This window comes from Paraburkholderia sp., assembly GCF_026225065.1.
Lineage (GTDB): Bacteria > Pseudomonadota > Gammaproteobacteria > Burkholderiales > Burkholderiaceae > Paraburkholderia.
Genome location: NZ_JAMFSB010000430.1, coordinates 1 through 22067, shown reverse-complemented (window position 1 = coordinate 22067; position 22067 = coordinate 1). Strand labels below are relative to the sequence as shown.

The following is a 22067-nucleotide window of genomic DNA, read 5'->3' as shown; positions in this document are numbered from 1 at the left end:
GGACGGCATGAGAATTTCTTCGAGCTGGGTGGCGATTCGATCATGGGCCTGCAGATCGTCGCGCGCGCGCGTCAGGCCGGACTTCTGCTGACCGCCCGGCAGATCTTCGAACAGCAGACGATTGCGCAGCTCGCGACCTGCGCGATTGCTCTCGACGAAGCACTGCCGGACGACGGCAATGCATCGAGCACGATCGATCTGCAAGTACCGGTTCCGTTGCTGCCAATCCAAGCGTGGTTTTTTGCGGAGCCGCTGCCCGAACGTCATCATTGGAACCAGGCGGTGTTGCTGCGCCTCGATGAGGCCGTCGACACCGATTGTCTCGAACGAGCGTTACGCGCTGTCGTCGCGCATCACGACTCGTTGCGTCTGCGCTTCGTGCAGTGCGAGCCGCCGCATTCGGATGGCTTTAGCTGGCGTCAGCAATACACGCCTGTGGAGTCGGCGTCGATGCTGCAGCTTGCAAACGACGTGCAGATGTCTGCCATCGAGGCACTCTGCGACGCCGCGCAACGCACGCTCGATCTGACACGCGGGCCGTTGATGCGAGCGCTTGCCATGCGTATCGAGGACGGCAGTTGGCGTCTGTTCCTCGCAATCCATCACCTTGTCATCGATACCGTGTCGTGGCGCATCCTGCTCGATGATCTGCGGCGCGTGTACACGCAACTGGGTGCGGGCGAGGCCGTGTCGTTGCCTGCGCGCACCACCTCGTATCAGGCGTTCGCCCGGCAGTTGCAGCACACCGCGCGTCAGCCGGAGATTGAACAATATAGCGCCTGGTGGCAGGCGCTGGCCGATGTTCCGGCCGCACTGCCTGCGCGTTCGATAAGCGATAACTCTGCTGGGGCACAAGCCTTTGCCCCAGTCAGCTCGACCGTGCGTTTCGACGCGGCCACGACGAGCCGCCTGCTGCGAGATGCGTCGGCAGCCTATCGAACCCAGCTAGCCGATCTGTTGCTACTGGCAGCCGGTCGTGCCTTGTGCCGCTTCGCCGGGCAAGACGTGTTGCGCATCGATCTCGAAGGACATGGCCGCGAGACGCATTTCGGTGCCGCAGACCTGAGCCGCACCACTGGTTGGTTCACGGCGGTCTATCCGTTCCGGCTTGAGCCTACTGGCGAGATCGGCGCCGCGTTAAAGCGCGTGAAGGAAGCGCGCCGTGAGGTACCGCACGGCGGCATGAGCTTCGGTATGCTTAAATACCTGGGGACGCCCGAACAGCGTGCTGCGCTATCGGACGTCGGTCATGCGGAGGTGCTGTTCAACTACCTCGGCCAGTTCGACGGCACGCTCGCTGGCGATGGTGATTGGCAACTGGCGAGCGAAAGCACGGGCCACGCGCATGACGAACGCAGTGGCAGTACACACGCGCTCGAAATCGCAGGCCAGGTGAACGGCGGCGAGTTGTCGCTGACGCTACTGCACGCGGGTGGGGATCGTTACGACGCGAGCACGCTCGAAGCGCTCGCGCAAGATATTCGCCGTGAACTGCTGGCCGTGCTCACGCATTGCGAGAGTGGTGCGTGCGGCCTGACGCCATCGGATGTTCCGCTCGCCAAGCTCGATCAAGCGCAGCTCGACGGCTTGCCGGTGGACGCGAGCGAAGTTGCGGACCTGTATCCGCTGGCGCCGATGCAGACCGGCATTGTGTTTCACAGTCTGCTCGGGCAGCAGCCTGGCGCGTATGTGAACCAGTTGCGCGTCGACGTCGAACGTCTTGACTGCGCGCGCTTTCAGGCAGCGTGGGAATCGGCCGCTGTGAGTCACGACATTCTGCGCACCGGTTTTCTTTCGTTTGAGGATGCGCCTCGCCAGTGGGTGGCCCGCAGCGTCGCGCTGCCGTTCTTCATCGAAGACTGGCGCGATGCGCAAGAGCCGGAGCTTGCAACGCGGCTCGATGCCTATGCGGCCACGCAGGTCGAGAGCGGTTTCGATCTGGCTCATCCGCCATTGTGGCGCGTGATGCTGATCCGCACGGGTGCGTCGCACTATCACCTTGTCTGGACCTTTCATCACGCGCTGCTCGATGGCTGGAGCGCCGCGCAATTGCTCGCGGAAATATTGCGCGAGTATGAAGGTCGTAAGCAAGTTGGACCACCGGGACGTTATCGCGAGTTCATCGCGTGGCTGCAGACCCGCGATCAGGATGCAAGCGTGGCATGGTGGCGAGCGCAGACCGCCCACCTCGACGGTCCGACGTTGCTGGCTAGCGCGTTGCCGAAGCCGCAAGCCGTGGATGATGCGGCCGCAGTGTCCAGTCGGGCTGACTCACCCGAGTCGACCAGCACTGCACGCGCGGAGTCACATGCTTCAACGTTGCAGATCTGGGATGCCGAGCGTACCGCGCAACTAAGCGCTTTCGCGAAAGCGCGACACGTGACGCTGAACACCTTGGTACAGGCAGCGTGGCTTGTGTTGCTTCAGCGTTATACGGGGCAACGTACAGTAAGCTTTGGCGCGACCGTTGCCGGCCGCCCCGAAGCGCTGGCGGGCGCCGATCGCACGCTCGGCCTGTTCATCAATACGATTCCGGTGATCGCTACGCCGCAAGCGTCGACGAGCGTCGGTGCATGGCTCGAACAGATTCAGCAGCACGGCGTAGCGGCGCGCGAACACGAGCACGTCGCGTTGTACGACATCCAGCGCTGGGTGAAACTGGAAGGCGGACAGGCGTTGTTCGACAGCGTCGTCGTGTTCGAGAACTATCCGGTCGACGAGATCCTTGATGCAGCGGCGCCGCGCGAGTTGCAGTTTTCAGGACTTCGTAACGAGGATCGCACGAGCTATCCGCTGACCCTCTCGGTCACTCAGGGACGACACGCGCAACATAGCGGCGCGCAGCAGGACGGCGAGACGTTAAAAATTGAATTCGCTTATATGTGCGACGCTTTCGATGCGTCGCAGGTCGAACGGCTCGCGTCGCATCTGGCCGCGCTGCTCGACGCGTTCGTTGCGAATCCGGCGGCTCTGCTCGGTGCGCTGGCCATGTTGCCGGATGACGAACTCGCGCAATTGCGACAATGGGGAGCGGGTGGCGCGCTTGAGCAAGCGCCGCTGGTGCATGAGCGCATCGCTCGTCAGGCAGCCACGCGGAGCGCTGAGCAGGCGCTCGTGCTCGACGGCGAGTCGCTCGACTATGCGACGCTCGAGCGCCGCGCCAACCGCCTCGCGCATCGTTTGCGCGCGGCAGGCGTCGCGGCGGAGTCGCGAGTCGGCATTGCGATCGAGCGCTCGTTCGAGACGATAGTAGCGGTGCTCGCCGTGCTGAAAGCGGGCGGCGCTTACGTACCGCTCGATCCGTCCTACCCGGCCGAGCGGCTCGCATTCATGATCGAGGACAGCGGGATCAAACTGGCACTGACGGCCGGGGCATCCACCGACGCTCTCGCAGGGCTCGGCGTGGCGAGCATCGACGTGCCGCAGGCGTTGGCGCTGGCGAGCGCCTATCCTGAGCAGACGGACCGCGTCCCTGCGTGCACCGTATCGCGCGACAACCTCGCCTACGTGATCTACACCTCGGGCTCGACTGGCCGCCCGAAAGGCGTCGGTATCACACACGGGGCGCTTGCTCAGCATACCAAGGTATCGATCGATCTGTTCGGTGTCACGTCTGGCGACCGCGTGCTGCAGTTCTCCACCTTCAATTTCGATGGCTTTGTCGAGCAGGTGTTTGCGACGCTGGGCGTCGGCGCCGCATTGATCCTTCGTGGACCGCAGCTATGGAGCAGCGAGCGCTTTCTCGATGAGGTCGAGCAACAACACATCACGGTCGCCGATCTCACCACTGCCTATTGGAACGCGCTGGCGCAGGACTTCGCCATCAATCCGCGTGCACGTGTCGCCTGTGCGAGTCTGCGCAGGGTGCATGCAGGCGGTGAGGCGATGCCCGCTGACGGTGTGCTCGCCTGGCGTACGGCAGGCCTGGCACATGTCGCGCTAGCGAACACCTACGGACCGAGCGAGGCGACGGTCACGGCGAGCGCATTCGATTGCACGCCATATCTACGCTCCGGCGTAGAGGTTCCGCCGCATATTTCGATTGGCGCTCCGCTCGACGGCCGTTCGCTGCAGGTCCTGGACATGCAGCTTAATCCCGTACCGGTCGGTGTGGCCGGCGAGTTGTGCATCGGCGGCGCGCTGCTTGCACGCGGATACCATGGGCGGCCGGGCTTGACGGCGGACCGTTTCATCGCCGATCGTCATGCGGCGTCGCCCGGCAGCCGGCTTTATAGAACGGGCGACGTAGTGCGCTGGAACGCTCGTGGCACGCTCGACTATCTGGGCCGTATCGATCACCAGGTGAAGGTGCGCGGCTTCCGCATCGAGCTTGGCGAGATCGAATCGGCGCTATCGTGTCAGCGTGAAGTGCGCGAGGCAGTGGCGGTGGTGCGCGATGGCGCGGGCGGTGCACGCGTGCTGGCCTATGTCGCAGCCGTGCCGGGTGCGCAACTGGACGTTCAAGCGTTACGCGCTGGCCTCGCCGCCACGCTACCGGACTACATGGTGCCGTCAGCGGTGATCGTGCTCGACGCACTGCCGCTGAACCCGAACGGCAAGATCGACCGGCTTGCGCTGCCCATGCCCGGTACGCACGAGTTGACGCAGGCAGGCGCAGAACCGGCCGATCCGCCACAAGGCCAGCTTGAAGAGGCGCTCGCTGCGATCTGGGCCGGCGTCCTCGAGGTGCAGACGGTTCGCCGTAGCGATCGCTTCTTCGAACTCGGCGGCCACTCGCTGGCGGCGATGCAGGTGCAGTCGTCCATCCGGCGTACGCTTGGCATCGAAGCGCAACTAGCGGATCTGATGAACAATCAGCCGCTGTACCACCTCGCGCAGACGCTCGCGTCCGCGAACCGGGTGGCGCAGGACGACGATGCGATGGCGGCTGAAATGCTGGACATTCTCGCGGAGCTATGACGGTGGCCTCGCATCTGACTGGCGATGCATTGACCGATACGCTGGACGTTTTCAACTACTTCAAAACAAGGTTTTCATGTCCCTGCTACTGACCTTGGTCCGGCAATCCCGCTGGATTCTGGTGCTCGCGCTGATAACGAGTGTTATCGGCGGTCTGAGCAATGCCGCTCTCATCGCGATTATCAATCAGGCGCTCGGCGCTTCGGCTGGCCAGTTGTCGGAACTCGGCTGGCGCTTTTTGCTGCTGGCGCTCGCCGTGCTCGTTACGCGCACGCTGTCGCAGACTTTCTTCGTGCGGCTCGGCCAGGCGACCAAAGCGGCGCTGCGCATGAGGACGATCCGTAGCGTCACTGAGGCCTCCTATCAGAACCTCGAACGCCAGGGTGGCGCGAAAGCGTTGACGGTGCTGACACAGGATCTCGACACCATCGTCGTGTTCTTCCTGAGCGTGCCGACACTCGCGATGAATGCTTCGATCGTGCTGGGGTGTCTCGCGTATCTGGGCTATCTGTCGTGGCAAATCCTGCTGTTCGCGCTGGTGACGATCCTGATCGGCTCGCTGGGATTTCATCTGGCCAATACGCGCGCCATGTTTCATCTGCGCAGTTCGCGTCAACGGGAAGATGATCTGGTGGGTGACTTCCGCTCACTCTTCGATGGGGCAAAAGAGCTGAAGCTGCATCGCCGCCGCAGACAGGCGTTCGTCGACGACTCGCTCGCTACGAGCGTCGAGGCGGTGCGCGTGCAGCGCACGCACGGCTACGTGCTGTACACGGCGGCCGCGAGTTGGGGCAGCATGATTTTCCTCGCCTTCATCGGTTGCGTCCTGTTTCTGCTGACACGCATCTATCCGGTGCAAGGACATGTGCTGTCGGGCTACGTGGTGATCTTCCTCTACATGAGCACGGCGATCGAGAGCCTGCTGTCGTCGATTCCCTCGCTGGGTTCGGCGAAGGTGGCACTAGAACGCGTCGACAAGGTGAACCGCGATCTTCCTCGCGAGAATGTGCTGCCGGCAGAATCGGCCCACGCCTTCGACAGCATCGAGCTGAAGAGCGTCACGCACCGCTATTTCCGCGAGAAAGAAAACGAGGTGTTCACGCTTGGGCCGATCAGCCTGGCGTTCAGCCCAGGCGAACTCGTGTACCTGATTGGCGGCAACGGCAGCGGCAAGACGACGCTGGCGAAGATGCTGGTGGGTCTCTATGCGCCGGAAGGCGGTGAAATCCTGCTGAATGGTCAGGCGGTCGGCGAGGCCGAGCGCGATATCTACCGTCAGCACTTTTCAGTCGTTTTCAACGACTTTTTCCTGTTCGACCAGTTGCATGGCCTGCATCTGGAGGGCCTGGACGCGCATGCTCAGGAACTGCTCGAACTGCTGCATCTGGAGCATAAGGTGACGATTCGCGATGGCAAGCTGTCGACGATCAATCTGTCGCAGGGGCAGCGCAAACGTCTCGCGCTAATGGTCGCGTATCTCGAGGACCGTCCGTTCTATGTGTTCGACGAGTGGGCAGCGGATCAGGATCCGACTTTCAAGGAGGTGTTCTATCGCCGCCTGCTGCCGGATCTCAAGGCCAAAGGCAAAACCGTTCTGGTGATCACCCATGACGATCGCTACTTTGAACTCGCGGATCGCTATATCAAGCTCGATTACGGCCAGGTTGTGGAGGAGGGTGCTGGCGCTGATCTCGTCCATCAGGCGGTAAGGTCGGCGGTGGAGTGAGACCGCGGGGGCCAGCAGGAAGCCGGACAACGGCGCTGACAACGGCGCTGCTGGCTGCCGGGGCTCGCTGACCAATGTAAAGAGATAGTTGTATTACGAGTGGATATTTTTCTTTGTGATGTTAAGCGGACACGGAATCTCCGCATTGGGGTTTTCCTTACTTAGCTTGAATATTAAAATTAAAACAAAGAGTTAAGACATTTTTTCCTGAACAAAGGCCTCTGCTGGGCGCCGCAAGTTGCTTGACATCATCGTGAGTGGTTCGGTATGTTCGCTTACGGATTGGTTCCGGACAGTAAAGTTGTCCATGCGCAGAGCGGCGAAATATCCCAAATATCAAGATTTAGATGGGATGACACGTTCAACTTGAAGTGGTTGTCAGTCAAATGTCGCGCCGTGGACGTCGCTTGAAGTGACGACCCGGCCACCGACTCAGTGCGACTTCACCCCACTCTTTTGAACGCTAGCGCCCGTCCGCACGATCACAAGTTCACGCAGCAAAGAAAGCTTCATCGGCCCTGGCCTGCGACATCCGAACGCGCTTTCCGACAGCAGACCAAGGTTCGAAGCATGTGATAAGGACAACGTATCGTCATGAGCGGCATTTCAGGAGATACGTGACGACGCGAGTGACAACTGGGTGCCGGGACGGCAGCCGGACAATTTCGTGCGGCAAGACATGCCGCCATAACTCCGACGACAACAAAGGATGATCAGATGAAACGCTACAAGGAAGCCGGGTTGGTATTCGCTGGCATGACGGCCATGCTCGCTACGGGGACGGCGTTTGCGCAAAGCAGCGTCACGCTGTACGGGATTGTGGACACGGGAGTGGGTTACCTGAGCAGCCAGGCTCCGTCGACTGGCGCGACCAAGGGTGGGCAATCGGTGGTCAAGTTGGTTGAAGGGGTGTGGGGTGGCGAGCGCTTCGGCTTCAAGGGCGTTGAGGACCTGGGGGGCGGCACCAGGGCGATCTTTCAACTCGAAGAGGGCTTCAATGCCGACACCGGCGCATTGAGCAAGGCCGGTCTGATGTTTAGTCGAGCTTCCTGGGTAGGCCTGACCAACGATACCTACGGTACGTTCACGGCGGGACGCCAGTACACCCCTTACTACAACATGCTCGCGCAATACGGCCCGACTCCGTGGCTGACGGGCGCCTTCGGCGCGCATCCGGGCGACCTCGACGCGCTCGATACCGATTACCGCGTCAACAATGCACTCGTCTACACGTCGCCGTCATTCGCCGGTCTGAAGATAAGCGGCATGTACGCGTTGGGCGGGGTGGCGGGCGCCTTCAATACGGGCTCGTCGTGGAGCGTCGGCGCGCAGTACCTGGCTGGTGGTGCGGGCATAGGCGTCGGCTTCGCGCGCTTTGACAATGCAACGAGCGGCGGTGGCGCGTGGAGCTCCAGTTCAACCGCCTATTCGGGAACCGGTGAACAGGGTGAATCGAGCATCACGAACGGCTATCAGAACGCCGCAGCGCAGCAACGCTTCGCTGTGACGGGCGGCTATCAGTTCAACCCGCAATGGGATGTTTCGGCATCCTATTCGAACGTTCAATACATCGCTGGCCCGAATTCGGGCTTCTCGACGACCGCGATCTTCAATACGGGCGGCGCGGTTCTCCACTACCGGCCGGTGGTGTCGTGGGATCTGGCTGTTGGCTATAGCTACACGCGTGCTACCCAGGCCAACGGCGTTCAGGATGCAGCGAGTTATCAGCAGATTAACCTGACCGAGCTCTATAACCTCTCCAAGAGAACTCGCATCTATGTGCTGGAAGCGTTCCAGCGGGCTAACGGTCAGACAATCGATAACGGCAAGGTTGTCACCGCGACGGCGGCCATCGCCGAGCAATCTGCTGCGTCGTCCCGCAGCCAGTTTGGCGCGACTATCGGTATCAATCACCAGTTCTGATAGGGGATTGTTGCACCGTCGAGAGCCCATTTCTTGAGGAGATCGCGGGATGAAAATCCTGCGATCTCCTCTGCACACGAACAGAACCCGCCTGCCCAGGTTCTTTCGCAGGCCTCGGCCTTCAGGCTTTACGTATCGATTTCAAGGCCACGCGATTTTTCCTGCACATCGCGAAACCAGATTTCCGCACGGGAGCGGTCAACCACCCATGAGTGCGATCGCGATGTGTTGAGTTCACGCTCGATGAACCGGCTCCCCCATTCGACTGCGTCTCGAATCGCTTCCTCTTCAGTCCGCCATTCGGGTTGAACGGTCATGGGGCGATGCTCGACAACCCTTCCCGTGCTGTCTTTCAGGCTCACGCTCGTGACCCAGGCGCCGAACTTGTTGGTTTCAGGGGACATGACGATTTCATATCCGCCGTAAGAAACACTGCTTGCTGCCATCGTGTTCTCCTTTAACGGTCCTGATTGACACCCGTTTGCGGTAGCGCGGACGCCCCTCACTCACCGCATACCATCATGCCGCAGTTTCAGCGCTGAGACACATGCTCATAACGTTTGTTACAGGTATGGACATTGCGGGCGCATCTGTTCAGCGCGATGATGTTTGTTCGTGCGACGAAATCGCGAACCGCGGACCGGACCCGCATTACACGAATTACCCGCATTCCCCTAAGGGAGGAAACCATGCCGGATCAATCAGGTGACTTGAGTGAGGAGTTTATCGCGCAGCAACGCAAGCGCCTCGAGGCGCTGCGCCAGCAATTGCTGGGCACAGAAGAGGACACCATTGCCGACGAGCGCGCGTCGCAGGAGGAGCACGGCGACGAGGCCGAAGAATTCGAGGACGACGCGCAAGGAATGGCGCAGGATGAAATCAACCAGTCGCTGCGTAACACGAATGATTTGCGCATTGGCGATATCGAGCGAGCCCTGCAGAAGATCGACGAGGGCACTTACGGCTTTTCGGACAAAAGCGGCGACCCGATCCCCAAAGGCCGGCTCGAGGTGATGCCGGAGGCGATCTATACGGTCGAGGAACAGGGCCGCCGAGAGGCCGGCAACTAAGTAGCGCCGGAGGAGGCGCCTCTTCCCAGGACGAAGGGGCGACGGGTCGTACGAAGAAGAAGGTAGCTTTGCCACCCTAGTGCGTCGAGTTCAGACCTTCGCATCCCGAAACGAGTGCGTCGAGCAAGTGCCGCACCGCCGGAACCATGCCTCGGCGCGTGGGGAAGATCGCATGCACGAGACCCGGCGTGCTGGCCAGGCCGGGCAGCAGGTGCTGCAGGCGGCCTGCCCGAATATCGGCATCGACCTGTTCCCTCGGCAGCATGGCCACCCCGACACCTGATATGGCCGCGACCCGCAGGCTGGCCAGGTCGTCGGTCGCGAGTCGCGGTTGATGCGCCCATGATGTCGCGTGCCCCTCAGCGTCGACGAGCTCCCAGACAAATCGCCCGCCGCTGCTGGCCATGGAAACGGTGGGCCATTCCTTAACCGATTCGATAGAACTGGGCACCGGATAGCGCGCCGTCAAGGCAGGACTGGCAACCAGAATGCGGATCGACAGTCCCAACTGGCGGACGGCGAGATCGGTGTTCTCCAATGGCGGAAGCCTGACCCGGATCGCGAAGTCCAGACCTTCCTCGACGACATCCACGCGGCGGTTGGTTGCATCCAGCAGAACCTGGACCTCAGAGTTCTCCTCGACGTATCGCGCGATGATCCTGGAGATACCGGATTCCAGCAAGGCGACGGGACAGGCAATGCGGACGGTGCCCTGCGGCCTCGCGCGCGTGCGGTCCACGATATCTTTGGCGGCGTTTGCTTCCGCTACCAGCGCGAGGCAATGCTGGTGGAACTGCCGCCCGGTTTCCGTCAAAGACAGGCTCCGGCTGGTGCGATTCAGCAGGCGGACGCCAAGTTCTTCCTCCAGAGCACGAATGCGCCGGCTGAGCTTCGACGTCTGCAGGCCGAGGCTGCGCGCGGCCGCCGTGTAGCTTCCGTGCTCGACCACCGCTGCGAACAGCCGAAGATCGTTGAGGTCGGTGATCGCGTTCATAGGCACAGGCTCCCTCTTATTGTTCTATCCGGGGCAACGATGCATTCCAATATAGGAGATATGCACGGGTTCGTTGCAAATATAGCATGCGTCTCATCACCTGTACCCGCGCCGAACCCGGTCGCTCGTACAGGCGGCCCGCACCGCATTCGCGGTGGCGGGAAACGGAGGCGGACATGCTCACACACAGGCGTTGGGAATCATTGGACAGGGCGGACCTTGGCTGGCTGCGCGCGAAACACCATTTCGCGGTCAACGCCGACGGCAATTCCGCGCATGCTCCCCTGGGACCGCTGATCGTCTGGAACGACGACGAGATCGTCGCTGGCAGCGGGTTTCCGATGCACGGACACCGTGACATGGAGATCATCACCTATGTGCGCCAAGGCCTGCTCGGACATCGGGACACGTTGGGATCCGAGGGAGCAATCGGCGCAGGCGATGTTCAGGTCATGAGCGCAGGCAAGGGAATACGCCACGCCGAGTTCAACCGGGGCGAGGTGCCGCTCAAGCTCTATCAGATCTGGCTGCTACCGCGTGAAGGCGGTGGCGAACCGGCGTGGGATACGAAACCCTTCCCCAAAGGCGACCGCTCCGGGCGCTTCGTAGTCCTTGCAAGCGGGTTTGCCGGCGAGGATGGTGCGCTCCCTATTCGCGCCGATGCGCGTGTGCTTGGCGCGATGCTAAAGGCAGGCGAAAGCGTTCGATACGAATTGGCTCCAGCGCGTCGCGCCTATCTCGTGGTGGCGTCGGGACGCATCGAAGTGAACGGCGAACCGGTTGGACCGCTTGACGGCGTGGCGATTACGACGGTCGTCACCGCGCAGATTTCCGCACTTGAAGATTCAGAACTGGTGATGGTGGACGCCGGCTGATTTCCTTTTCTTGTCATCCACCTCCGTAATTTCATTTAGGAGATCGTAATGGAACGCTTTAAATTTCTTCCGCTGTTGGGCCGCATCCTGATTGGTGGGCCGTTTGTCATGAGTGGGCTGGGTAAGCTCGCGGCGTATGGTGCGACAGTTGGTTATATCGCAGCCATGGGTCTGCCCGTGCCGCCGCTCGCGTTCGTTGTCGCCGTGCTGACCGAGCTGGGTGGCGGTTTGCTGCTGCTGTCGGGCTACCGCGCGCGCGTTGTGTCAGTGGCGATGGCGGTGTTCTGTGTGGTGACGGCGCTTTTCTTCCACCACAACTGGGCAGACCAAAACCAGATGATTCACTTCCTCAAGAACGTGATGATGGCTGGCGGCCTCCTGCAGATCACTTACTTCGGTGCAGGCGCGTTCAGCCTGGATGCACGGCTCGGCCGCATCGCTTCGCGTCTTTCGCCTTTGAACGCAAGCTAAGCCTGCCATGCAAACTACTGCCCATACCTCCGGCCCTCTGAGGGCCGGAAGAGCGATAGTCACACGGACAGTTGGTCGGCAACACGGTCCCGTCAAGCGGCTGGTCAGTCCGTCCGACCTTGGAGAGGTGTTGAAGCCGTTTGTCTTTCTCGACTATTTCGATAGTTCGGTGGAAGCCAGCATGCGCTTCTCCATGCATCCCCATTCGGGCCTCGCCACGACGACCGTCCTGCTGGAAGGTGAAGTTGAGTATGAAGACACGACAGGCGCATCTGGGGTCATGCCAGCCGGTGGTGTCGAGTGGATGAATGCGGGTCAGGGCGTGTGGCACGATGGTCGCGCCAAAGGCGATGCACCGGTGCGCGGTTTTCAACTGTGGGTCGCGTTACCACCTGAGATCGAACTGGGCGAGCCCCGTAGCCAGTATTTGTCTGTGAGCGAAGTGCCTCGCATTGGTCCGGCGCGGGTTGTCCTGGGTCGTTATGGAAACGCCGAAAGCCCGGTATCCGCGCCGTCAGGCATCAACTATCTGCTCGTGCGGCTGGCGGCTGGAGAGCGTTGGGAGTACACGCGGCCGGCCGGCCACGAGGTCGCCTGGGTTTGTGTTCAACGTGGCGCACTGCGCATTGCAGATGAATCCATCGCCGACGAACTTGTCGTGTTTGACGAGTCCGAAGGCGTCCTGGCATTCACCGCCGATGAAGACACGGAGTTCGTCCTCGGCTCCGCGGTCCCCCATCCGCACGATCTCGTGCTTGGCTATTACTCGGTTCATACGTCGTCGGAGGCGTTGCGTGCGGGGGAAGCCAGAATCGGGGAGATCGGAATACAACTGCGTCGTAGCGGGCGCATCGGATAGTCCGCTTAAAGCGGCTTGTGGTTCAGGCAGTGTGCGAAGACTCTATCGGGAACACCTCATGCAAAACGTCCATGTTCGTAACGCCGCCATTCCGGCGATCGGTTTCGGCACTTACGGAATGAGCGCTGCGGAGATCTATCGATTGATCCCCGCTGCGCTTCGTGCCGGCTTCCGCCATATCGATACCGCGCAAATCTACGGTAACGAAGGCGAAATCGGCGACTGCGTCGCAGCGTCCGGTATCCCAAGAAGCGAGATCTTTCTGACGACCAAGGTTTGGGTTAGCAATTACGCGGAGAGAAACTTCGAAGCGTCAGTGAACGAGAGCCTCCGAAAGCTCAAGACAGACTATATCGATCTGCTCTTGCTGCACTGGCCGGGATCGAACGTGCCGCTGGCGGAACAGATCGCGGGACTCAATGCAGTCGCGCGCAGCGGCAAGGTTCGGCACATCGGCGTCAGCAATTTCAATCGCACATTGATGACGGAATCCGTCCGGCTCTCTGCGATTCCTCTCGTGACCAACCAGTTCGAATATCACCCGTATCTGAACCAGTCCTTGCTTATTGAAAGCACGTTGCAGACGGGACTTGCCGTGACGGGATACTGCGGCATGGCGATTGGCCGTGTGTTCTCGGAGCCAACGCTTGAAGAGATCGCGGCCCGTTATGACAAAACCATCGCTCAGATAGTCTTGCGGTGGCTTGTACAACAGCGCGGGGTTGTCGCGCTTTCGAGGACCGCCAAGGTTGAGCGGCTGGCGCAGAACCTCGCGGTATTCGACTTCGAACTGGAGAGCGGGGATATGACGGCAATACATTCGCTGGCGACGGCGGACAGCCGGATCGTCAATCCGCCTGGGCTTGCGCCGAAGTGGGACAGGACAAGCGGCTGATTATGCGTGCCCCTGACACTCCTGTGCTTAACGTGACCTACGGGCGATTCGCATCTTTCAGATACCTCGAAGAGGCGATCAGATGAACGTGCGTGTCAGCATTCGCGCCCGATCTTGATCGTCAGCTCATCTTCCTCGACCATTTCTCCGAAGCCCGTCGGCACCATGACGAGAGGATGGTCGGTTGCGTCGTGGTTGTCTGCCAGCGCGAAGGCTTCGAGGATTATCTTCTGCACGTCCTGGCGCATCATGGTCACCTCAAACGGCAGGTGCACAGCAAAAGGATCCCAGTCGAAGCAACCGACCACCGTGGATTGCCAGGCCTCTCGCGGCAATTTCGACGCGAATTGAACCAGGCCCTCGAACGCGGTAATCGAATTCATTAGCAATCCTGTGGGAAGTCTGCCGAGACTTTCATAACGGCACGCCAGTGCGCGCCGGGAAGACGACGCGCCGTATCCGAAGCATTCCACGGCATCTGCTGCGGGGCTGATCCCGCGAGCCTCGAACGCGTCGCGGTAGCCGGCAATGCGCATCTCGGTCGCATATTCATCCATGACGCCGCCCAGAAAGAGTAGCTCGCCGGGCGCGCTGCCGGCGGCGATCATCTTCTCCATCAACGCCTCTGTCAGTGCACGTGCGCCGCCGCGATTGTCCGATACGACCGACGGTGCACCCGGGCCCGGCAAGTCGACGTTGATGCACGGAATACCCGCCGCCGAGCACAGTGCGTCAAGTGGCGTGGGATTGCGCACGCCGACAATGAACAGCAACTCCACCTGCTGCGAGATGAGCGTCTCCGTCACGCTCATTTCCACCGCCGGGTCGCGTTGGGTACTGACCACGATAGGGCACAGCCCGCGGCTCCTCGCGTGCTCCTCGAAGTTCTCCGCGAGCCCCGCAAAAAAACGGTTGCGATAGTGCGGAAGGATCATGCCGGCCAGCCCCGAACGGGACAGGCGCAGTCCGCGCGCCTTCATGTTCACGTTGTAGCCAAGTTGCGCGGCGCTCGCGAGGATCCGATTGGCGGTTTCCTCCTTGATGCGATAGCGAGCCCAAGTGCCGTTCAGCACCATGCTCACCGCCGACGTCGAAGAACCCGTCGCTTTGGCGATGTCATAAATAGTCGACTTGCGTCCTGAACTGCTGCGGGCCATCTGCCTTTTACTCCAAAAGCACCATCGTTCACGTTGTGCAGACGGTAGACCTTCTGCCACAGGAAGCCATATTAGGGTATCTACCCGATTGACCCTATAGCTGAATGGATTCAGCATTTGCTCACCGATTTGCTGAATGGATTCAGCAAACTTTGCTGAGGTTAGCGGATCGGCTCATTTCCTATTACCTATCTGGGCGTTTGGCGAAGGCTGCCGGGGTCCAACGGAGGAGACATGTCAAAGAACTTCGTGCGCACACTGTGCGCAGGCATCGCCGCGTTTGCACTCGCGACAAGCCTGGCTTCGGCATCGCCCGACAAGCCAGTCATCGGCATCGTCGTGAAGATTGGCGGTATCCCATGGTTCAACGCCATGGAGGCGGGGATCAAGAAGCGCGCGGATCAACTGGGCGTCAAGGCGTTTATGGTTGGCCCGACCAGCGCGGACCCGGCGTTGCAGGTCCGGGCGATCGAAGATCTGATTGCGCAGCACGTCGATGTGATCGGCGTGGTGCCGAACGATGCCAAGGTACTGGAGCCCGTCCTGCAGCGGGCGAGAGCCGCAGGCATCAAGGTCATCACGCATGAATCTCCGAACCAGGAGAACACGGATTGGGACTTCGAACTGGCCTCGGTCAAAGGCTTCGGCGAAGCCTATGGCAAGCGCCTCGCTGCCGCCATGGGCGGCAAAGGAGAGTACGCGGTCTTCGTCGGCTCGCTCACCGTGCCGCTGCATAACGCCTGGGCCGACGCCGCCATTGCGTATCTGAAGGCCAACGATCCGGACATGAAGCTGGTCGGCGACCGCTATGGCGTGGCCGAGAATGTCGACGCATCGCGCCAGACGGCGCTTGACCTGATGCGGGCTCATCCCGATCTCAAGGGCATTCTGGCGTTCGGCAGCCAGGGGCCGATCGGAGCGGCTCGCGCTGTCGACGAAACGCATAAGAAAGGGCAGGTCGTCGTGCTCGGACCGTTCTCGCCGGGACAAGGCAAGCGTCTCGTGCACGATGGCATCCTGACCGGCGGTTACATGTGGAATCCGGAGCAGGCCGGCGAGGTGTTCGTTACGCTCGGCACGATGGTCGCGAAGGGTGAACCGATCAAGGACGGCACGAACATCCCGGGTCTGGGCGTCGTGCATCCGCAGGGTCACGATCTGATCGTCGACCAGTTGGTGGATCTCAATGCCAACACCGTTGACGATCTCGCGAAGTTAGGTCTCTGAAGCGACCTTGGTTGCCTGTCAGTCGCATTGGAGCATTCCCATGATTTCAGCCGTCTCAAAGGATCGTCCCGCGCCTGAGCGGGGACACACGAGCGAAGCGGGCGTTGTCGTCGAGACCACTCATACCGCGCTACTCAAGCTCGACAATATCTCCAAGATATTCGGCGGTGTGAAAGCGCTTCAGGCCATCAGGTTCGACGTGCTGCCCGGCGAGGTGCTGTGCCTCGCCGGCGAAAACGGCTGCGGCAAGAGCACGCTGATCAAGGTCATCAGCGGGGTCTATCAGCCGGAGTCTGATGCCGTCATGCTGATGAACGGTCAGTCGATCGAGGGGTTGGATCCGGCGAAGGCGCGAGAACTGGGCATCCAGGTGATCTGGCAGGATCTCGCGCTGTTTCCCGAGATGACGGTCGCAGAGAACATTGCTTTCGAACAGAACCTCGGGCCGCGTCCACGTCTCGTCAACTACCGCCAGATGAAAGTGGCGGCGCGCCGCATTCTCGAACGGCTGGGCGTTTCAATCGATCTGGGTCGGTCGGTGCGTTCGTTGTCGATCGCTCAACGCCAGATCGTCGCCATCGGCAGGGCGCTGGTTGCCGACGCGCGCCTCGTTTTCATGGATGAACCCACGGCATCGCTCAGTCATGCTGAAACCGAGGCACTCCTTAAGATCGTGCGTCGCCTCTCGGCCGACGGCATCGCCGTGGTGTTCGTCAGTCACCGGCTTGCCGAAGTGCTCGACGTCTGCACGCGCGTGACGGTGTTGCGCGACGGCCAGTACGTCGGCACTTTTCCCACGGCAGGTATGACGCAAACCCGTCTCACCGAACTGATGACGGGCCGCACCTTCGACTATGCCGTGCGCACGACGGACCTGTCCGCTGCACCCGCTGTGCTGCACGTAGACGGCCTGACACGACGGGGTGAATATGACGCGGTCTCGCTCTCCGTCAGGAAAGGCGAGATCCTCGGCGTCACGGGTCGCCTCGGCGCGGGGCGAACGGAACTCGCGTTGTCGTTGTTCGGGATGACGCGTCCGGACGCAGGCTCAATCAGCCTCGACGGCAAGAAATTATCGCTGGGCTCGAACCGCGACGCGATCCGGGCGGGTATCGCTTATGTTTCAGAAGATCGCCTTCAGCTCGGTCTCGTGCAGCCGCAATCGATCGGCGACAACACCGTCGCCGCGGTGCTCGACGATCTTCTCGACGCCACGCGTCTGATCAGTCTCAAGAAACGCGACGGCTTGATCAAAGACTGGATCCAGCAACTGGCGGTCAAGATCGGCAAGCCGGAGGATGCGGTCTCCACCCTGTCCGGCGGCAACCAGCAGCGCATCGTGCTGGCCAAGTGGCTCGCCACGAACCCGAAGCTGCTGATTCTCGATTCACCCACGGTAGGCGTGGACGTCGGCGCCCGGGCCGGCATCTTTGCCATCATCCACAAGCTTGCTGCACAGGGCATGGCCATCCTGCTGATTTCCGACGAGATCCCGGAGGTCTACTTCAACGCCGACCGTATCCTGCATATGCGCAATGGCCGCGTGGTGAGGGAGTACGTGCCGGGTGCCACATCCATTGACCAAATCGAGCGAGACGTCCATGCCTGATCTGCGCAAACTCGGGATCGGTTCGATCGAGGCGCTGCTGATCCTCGTCATCGCCGTCATGGTGATCGGCCTTAGCGTGACGACCTCGACCTTCCTGACCCTGCCCAATCTGTTCGACCTGCTTAACCAGAGTTCGGTCAACATCATCTTCGCCGTCGGACTGCTCGTGGTCCTGATCGCCGGTGGGATCGACATCTCGTTCGCGGTGGGCGCCTCTGTGGTGCAGTACCTGACGGCGTTGACGGTCATGCGGCTGGGCGGCGGCAACTGGGCGCTAGGCTTCCTCGCGTCGGCCGCATTCGGATTTCTGCTTGGCGCCATCAATGCTACGTTCATCTACCGGTTCCGCATCGTCTCCATCGTGGTGACCATCGCAACCTTTAACGTGTTCTTTGGCGGCCTGATGTTTCTGACCGGAGGCGTATCCCTGTACGACCTGCCGGATTGGTGGATGAACCGCGTTTCGCTGATCGCGTTGAAGACACCAAGCGGCGTTGCCGACCTCGGGCTACCTGTTGCCGTCATGTTCGGCACGGTCGTGGCCACCTGGTTCCTGCTGCGGCGCACGACCACCGGCAGGCAGCTCTATGCCATGGGCGACAACCCGGAAGCGGCGCGCCGCGTCGGCATCAATATTGGCGCCATGCACTACATCGCCTTTGGCTGGCTCGGGATGATGGCCGGGATCGCCGGGCTGATGCAGGCGCACTACGTTCAGGAGGTGGTGCCCAATGCGCTGTATGGCCGCGAACTGGACGTGCTCGCAGCCGTGGTGCTCGGTGGCGCGCGATTGGGCGGCGGCCGCGGCACGATCCTCGGTGCGATCCTTGGCATTCTGCTCACCGCCATCACCGCGAACGGACTCAACCTGCTCGGGGTCTCTCCGTACGCGTTCAAGATGATCATCGGCGCTGTCATTCTGATCGCCATTACCTTGTCGAGCGGCGGCTTCGCCAAACTCGTCGGATCGCGCTTCGCGTCGCAACGCGTCAAGGCCTTCTCATGAAAACATCTTCGTCGCAACGTTCCGCTGTAGCGTTCGTGCCTGCTGACGTCGTCGGTCTGCTCGGCTTTCTCGCTGTCGTGATCCTGGCAATGAGTCTTGCGTCCAGCCGCTTTTTTTCCGCCGACACGTTTGTCTCGGTGGCCTTTCAGCTACCGGAACTGGGGCTGTTTACGCTGGCGATGCTGATGCCGCTGATCTCCGGCGGCTTCAATCTTGCCGTGACCTTTACCGCCAATATTTCCGGACTGGCAATGGCCTGGGTGCTGCACGCCTATGGCGGGGCAGATGCCGGCGCGGGCGTCATCATGCTCGGCATTGCCGCGGCGCTGGCCACGGGTGCGGCGTCCGGATGGGTGATGGGCGCCATCATCGCGCGTACCGGCGCAAGCCCGATCCTGGTCTCCCTCTCGATGATGATCTTCCTGCGCGGCCTCGGTGAATTCCTGACCCACGGTGGCGACATCTCCGGTTTCCCGCCTGCGGTTCTGGTGATGGGCAACGGTCTGCTACTCGGCGTTCCGGTGCCGCTGTGGATCTTCGCCGGTTGCGCGGCGGTCTGGCACGTCGTCATGACGCGCTCGCGACTGGGTTTTGCCACACGCATGATCGGCTCGAATCTCGAGGCGACGCGCTACTCGGGCATTGCCACCACGCGCGCGGTCACGCGGATTTACATGCTATCGGGCCTCATGTGCGGCGTTGCCGGCATCGTCATGCTGGCCAGTTTCAACTCGGTGCGCGTGGGTCATGGCGAGGCTTTCCTGCTGATTTCCGTACTCGCGTGCTTTCTCGGCCGCGTCGATCCGTTCGGCGGCTTCGGACGTGTCGTGCCGGTGGTGATTGCGCTGGTCATCCTTCAGGTGATTGCCTCTGGCCTCAATCTGCTCGGTGCGAACCAACATCTCGCCACCGCGTTGTGGGGTGTGTTTTTGCTTGCCGTGATGCTGCTCCGTTGGGCGTGGGCAAACGGCTTTTTTCAGTCCTTGGTCCGCAGACGCGTGACCGCATCGGGAGGAGTTGCACAATGAATACGCTTGGTGTTCACGCATTGGTATGGGCTGGCGATCTGACGCCGGCGTCGACCCGCAAGGTAATCAGCCCGACCAAGGCCGCAGGCTTCGACCTCGTTGAACTGTCGTTGCATGGGCCAAAGGTGATGGACCTGGCGCTCACTCGCGACCTGTTGCAGGAGCACGGGTTGCAAATCGGCTGTTCGCGTGGCCTGACCTTTGACGCGGACGTGTCAAACGACGATCAGGCTACGGTTGCGCGTGGCGTGGCGCTGCTGGAAGAGGGCATCACCATTACTGCCGCGCTCGGAGGCAACTACTTTGGCGGCATCCTGTACGGTGCGATGGCCAAGTATTCAGCGCCCGTCACCGTGCAGGGACGCAGGAACGCGGTCGACTCGCTCAAGCGGATTGCAGACTTCGCATTGAAGAAAAACGTGACCCTCGGGCTTGAAGTGGTGAATCGTTACGAGAGCAATCTGCTTAACACGGCATCGCAGGCGCTCAGGATGCTGGATGACGTCGATGCGCCCAATGTGGTTGTGCACCTCGACACCTATCACATGAACATCGAGGAATCCGACTTCATGCAACCGGTATTGGAGTGCGGCAAGAGGCTCGGTTACGTCCATATTGGCGAAAGCAATCGCGGTTATCTGGGTTCTGGAACCATCGACTTCGCGCAGTTTTTCCACGCACTCGCCATGATCGACTATAAGGGTGTGGTCACCTTCGAGAGTTTCTCTTCCGCGGTCGTGAACGAGCAGTTGTCCAATGCACTGGCAATCTGGCGAAATATGTGGGACGACGGCATGGATCTGGCCACACACGCAAGAAGTTTCATCGCTGGCGGGATTAATGCTGCGGCCAAAGCGAAGGCTCATCACTGAGAGACTGCGCCGTTATGTTGTAAAGAGGATCGTCGGATACAATTAGGATGCCGTATGGATGGGTGTCATCGTGCGGTTTCCCATTGTCATATTGCGTGGCATGCGGTATTTTGGGCTTGTTGACGGTAGCTACCTGCTCAAATAACTCTGGATTGTATCGATGATCGAAGACCGCTTTCTCGCACGGCTGGAACAACTTGTCGCCGATGGTCAACGCCGTATCCTCGGCCTGGTGGGTGCGCCCGGAGCCGGCAAATCAACGCTGGCGGAGCAGATCCTTGAAGCGCTGCCTGGCCGGGCCGTGATTGTACCGATGGATGGTTTTCACCTTGCGAACGTCGAACTCGAACGGCTCGGGCGCGCGTCCCGCAAGGGTGCGGAAGATACCTTCGACAGTGCCGGTTATGTCGCTCTGCTGAACCGCCTGCGGGCACCGCACCACGGCGAGACGGTTTATGCGCCGGCGTTTCGCCGGGAGATCGAAGAGCCCGTTGCCGGGGCCATTCCCGTCAGCCCCGACGTGCCGCTCGTTGTCACTGAGGGTAATTATCTGCTGCTGGAGCGCGGGCATTGGAAGGCGGTTCGCCCACTTCTCGACGAGGCCTGGTATGTCGACGTCGATCCGGAGTTGCGCAGGCAACGGCTTATCGACCGCCACATCAGGTTTGGGCGCGATGAAGACGCCGCACGAAAGTGGGTCCAACAAACCGACGAGCCCAATGCAGTCCTGATTGAGTCGACGCGAGACCGTGCCGACCTGGTGTTTCAGTTGCCGTCGTAGAAGGCCGACAGAATCTGACCGGTAACTAACCTGGAAAGACGGGACGATGGATTCAATGGAACGTTGGACGTTGAAATGGGCGCATGGCGAAGCGACTGCGCAGTCACTTGGAGGAATGCTTGCTCCTGTGCGATTCGAGCTCGGCGAGGGCCGCACCGTTTCGCCACTATACGTGGCTCCATGGGGCGACGACGCTCGCTGGCCGGGGCTCCTTCGCGCATTGCGCGGCGAATGGCCGTGCCTGCCGTTCGGAACGGTTGCGGTGCCGCCCGGCCTGCCTCCAGGCTTCGAGACACGGAACGCCACGGATACGTGGAACCATGGATACGGCGCGAATCACATGTGGCGCCTTGTCGAGAAGGCTGCACACAGGCTCGCGCTACGGATTGATTACCCGCCTGAGGAAGAAATCGAAAGCCTTGAGCGCACCGTTGAAGTTGATCCCGAAGCGCCGGCGCTAATAGTCTCACTCACTGTCCATGCGCGGAGAGACGTCGTCTTGCCGTTCGCTCTCCACCCCACATTCGCAATCCCGGATGAAGGAATCGAGGTGCTCGCCTGTCCGCATCAATCGGTTCACAGCTACCCGGTTCCGCCGGAGCCCGGTATTTCGCGAAGCTTGCCGAACCGCACCTTCGCTTCTCTGAAGGAGAT

General features: G+C 61.0%; 17 protein-coding genes and 1 pseudogene. 15 read left to right on the top strand and 3 right to left on the bottom strand.

Annotated features, from left to right (window positions below; genetic code table 11):
• From M0954_RS29240 to M0954_RS29230, 3 genes are all read left to right on the top strand, one after another.
• On the top strand, nucleotides 1–4920 hold a 4920-nt coding region (locus M0954_RS29240), incomplete at its 5' end, for a non-ribosomal peptide synthetase (RefSeq protein ID WP_297356964.1).
• Between the two features lie 76 nt (nucleotides 4921–4996).
• Entirely contained in the window at nucleotides 4997–6646 is a 1650-nt protein-coding gene (locus tag M0954_RS29235; protein ID WP_297356962.1) for a cyclic peptide export ABC transporter, read from the top strand.
• A 756-nt stretch (nucleotides 6647–7402) separates the two neighbouring features.
• Nucleotides 7403–8569, top strand: a complete 1167-nt coding sequence (locus tag M0954_RS29230) for a porin (RefSeq protein ID WP_297356966.1) — start codon at nucleotides 7403–7405, stop codon at nucleotides 8567–8569.
• A gap of 128 nt (nucleotides 8570–8697) precedes the next feature.
• Here the strand turns inward: M0954_RS29230 and M0954_RS29225 are convergent, their stop codons facing one another.
• Nucleotides 8698–9015, bottom strand: a complete 318-nt coding sequence (locus M0954_RS29225; RefSeq protein ID WP_122156836.1) for a DUF6566 family protein — start codon at nucleotides 9013–9015, stop codon at nucleotides 8698–8700.
• Between the two features lie 132 nt (nucleotides 9016–9147).
• On the opposite strand from M0954_RS29225, the gene M0954_RS29220 reads away from it, so the two are divergent.
• On the top strand, nucleotides 9148–9639 hold the full coding sequence (locus M0954_RS29220; RefSeq protein WP_297356960.1) for a TraR/DksA family transcriptional regulator: 492 nt from the start codon (nucleotides 9148–9150) through the stop codon (nucleotides 9637–9639).
• Nucleotides 9640–9715: 76 nt separating this feature from the next.
• On the opposite strand, the gene M0954_RS29215 is transcribed toward M0954_RS29220, so the two are convergent.
• Nucleotides 9716–10633 (bottom strand): LysR substrate-binding domain-containing protein, encoded by a 918-nt coding sequence (locus M0954_RS29215; RefSeq protein ID WP_123386362.1) that lies wholly within the window; start codon nucleotides 10631–10633, stop codon nucleotides 9716–9718.
• 176 nt (nucleotides 10634–10809) lie between these two features.
• Between M0954_RS29215 and M0954_RS29210 the strand changes: the two genes are divergently transcribed.
• The 4 genes from M0954_RS29210 to M0954_RS29195 are packed head-to-tail and all read left to right on the top strand — an operon-like array spanning nucleotide 10810 to nucleotide 13733.
• The gene (locus M0954_RS29210) at nucleotides 10810–11508 is read left to right on the top strand and encodes a pirin family protein (RefSeq protein ID WP_133894089.1); all 699 of its coding nucleotides are present in this window, start codon (nucleotides 10810–10812) and stop codon (nucleotides 11506–11508) included.
• A gap of 48 nt (nucleotides 11509–11556) precedes the next feature.
• Nucleotides 11557–11979: a DoxX family protein gene (locus M0954_RS29205; protein ID WP_122156832.1), complete on the top strand. Its 423-nt coding sequence runs from the start codon at nucleotides 11557–11559 to the stop codon at nucleotides 11977–11979.
• Nucleotides 11980–11986: 7 nt separating this feature from the next.
• Nucleotides 11987–12838: a pirin family protein gene (locus M0954_RS29200; protein WP_122156831.1), complete on the top strand. Its 852-nt coding sequence runs from the start codon at nucleotides 11987–11989 to the stop codon at nucleotides 12836–12838.
• 58 nt (nucleotides 12839–12896) lie between these two features.
• Nucleotides 12897–13733: an aldo/keto reductase gene (locus M0954_RS29195; RefSeq protein ID WP_122156830.1), complete on the top strand. Its 837-nt coding sequence runs from the start codon at nucleotides 12897–12899 to the stop codon at nucleotides 13731–13733.
• Nucleotides 13734–13828: 95 nt separating this feature from the next.
• Here the strand turns inward: M0954_RS29195 and M0954_RS29190 are convergent, their stop codons facing one another.
• A complete protein-coding gene (locus M0954_RS29190; protein ID WP_122156829.1) occupies nucleotides 13829–14890 on the bottom strand; it encodes a LacI family DNA-binding transcriptional regulator in 1062 nt (353 codons plus the stop codon).
• A gap of 234 nt (nucleotides 14891–15124) precedes the next feature.
• On the opposite strand from M0954_RS29190, the gene M0954_RS29185 reads away from it, so the two are divergent.
• The 7 genes and pseudogenes from M0954_RS29185 to M0954_RS29155 all read left to right on the top strand — a co-directional run.
• Complete coding sequence (locus M0954_RS29185; RefSeq protein ID WP_122156828.1) at nucleotides 15125–16117, top strand: substrate-binding domain-containing protein; 993 nt, start codon at nucleotides 15125–15127, stop codon at nucleotides 16115–16117.
• Between the two features lie 40 nt (nucleotides 16118–16157).
• Entirely contained in the window at nucleotides 16158–17726 is a 1569-nt protein-coding gene (locus tag M0954_RS29180) for a sugar ABC transporter ATP-binding protein (protein WP_122156827.1), read from the top strand.
• Complete coding sequence (locus tag M0954_RS29175; RefSeq protein ID WP_122156826.1) at nucleotides 17719–18732, top strand: ABC transporter permease; 1014 nt, start codon at nucleotides 17719–17721, stop codon at nucleotides 18730–18732. The genes M0954_RS29180 and M0954_RS29175 overlap by 8 nt, the downstream gene beginning before the upstream one ends.
• A complete protein-coding gene (locus M0954_RS29170; protein WP_297356958.1) occupies nucleotides 18729–19760 on the top strand; it encodes an ABC transporter permease in 1032 nt (343 codons plus the stop codon). The genes M0954_RS29175 and M0954_RS29170 overlap by 4 nt, the downstream gene beginning before the upstream one ends.
• A complete protein-coding gene (locus tag M0954_RS29165; RefSeq protein WP_297356956.1) occupies nucleotides 19757–20632 on the top strand; it encodes a sugar phosphate isomerase/epimerase in 876 nt (291 codons plus the stop codon). The genes M0954_RS29170 and M0954_RS29165 overlap by 4 nt, the downstream gene beginning before the upstream one ends.
• 160 nt (nucleotides 20633–20792) lie before the next feature.
• A complete protein-coding gene (locus M0954_RS29160; RefSeq protein WP_123386356.1) occupies nucleotides 20793–21413 on the top strand; it encodes a nucleoside/nucleotide kinase family protein in 621 nt (206 codons plus the stop codon).
• Nucleotides 21414–21459: 46 nt separating this feature from the next.
• A pseudogene (locus tag M0954_RS29155) lies at nucleotides 21460–22067 on the top strand (hypothetical protein); the annotation flags it as partial.

Excerpts from the sequence above, each read along its gene's own strand:
- M0954_RS29230 (WP_297356966.1), top strand. The coding sequence starts at position 7,403 with ATGACGGCCATGCTCGCTACGGGGACGGCGTTTGCGCAAAGCAGCGTC.
- M0954_RS29180 (WP_122156827.1), top strand. The coding sequence starts at position 16,158 with ATGATTTCAGCCGTCTCAAAGGATCGTCCCGCGCCTGAGCGGGGACAC.
- M0954_RS29160 (WP_123386356.1), top strand. The coding sequence starts at position 20,793 with ATGATCGAAGACCGCTTTCTCGCACGGCTGGAACAACTTGTCGCCGAT.
- M0954_RS29235 (WP_297356962.1), top strand. The coding sequence starts at position 4,997 with ATGTCCCTGCTACTGACCTTGGTCCGGCAATCCCGCTGGATTCTGGTG.
- M0954_RS29215 (WP_123386362.1), bottom strand. The coding sequence starts at position 10,633 with ATGAACGCGATCACCGACCTCAACGATCTTCGGCTGTTCGCAGCGGTG.
- M0954_RS29165 (WP_297356956.1), top strand. The coding sequence starts at position 19,757 with ATGAATACGCTTGGTGTTCACGCATTGGTATGGGCTGGCGATCTGACG.
- M0954_RS29210 (WP_133894089.1), top strand. The coding sequence starts at position 10,810 with ATGCTCACACACAGGCGTTGGGAATCATTGGACAGGGCGGACCTTGGC.
- M0954_RS29200 (WP_122156831.1), top strand. The coding sequence starts at position 11,987 with ATGCAAACTACTGCCCATACCTCCGGCCCTCTGAGGGCCGGAAGAGCG.
- M0954_RS29185 (WP_122156828.1), top strand. The coding sequence starts at position 15,125 with ATGTCAAAGAACTTCGTGCGCACACTGTGCGCAGGCATCGCCGCGTTT.
- M0954_RS29170 (WP_297356958.1), top strand. The coding sequence starts at position 18,729 with ATGAAAACATCTTCGTCGCAACGTTCCGCTGTAGCGTTCGTGCCTGCT.
- M0954_RS29190 (WP_122156829.1), bottom strand. The coding sequence starts at position 14,890 with ATGGCCCGCAGCAGTTCAGGACGCAAGTCGACTATTTATGACATCGCC.
- M0954_RS29225 (WP_122156836.1), bottom strand. The coding sequence starts at position 9,015 with ATGGCAGCAAGCAGTGTTTCTTACGGCGGATATGAAATCGTCATGTCC.
- M0954_RS29175 (WP_122156826.1), top strand. The coding sequence starts at position 17,719 with ATGCCTGATCTGCGCAAACTCGGGATCGGTTCGATCGAGGCGCTGCTG.
- M0954_RS29195 (WP_122156830.1), top strand. The coding sequence starts at position 12,897 with ATGCAAAACGTCCATGTTCGTAACGCCGCCATTCCGGCGATCGGTTTC.
- M0954_RS29205 (WP_122156832.1), top strand. The coding sequence starts at position 11,557 with ATGGAACGCTTTAAATTTCTTCCGCTGTTGGGCCGCATCCTGATTGGT.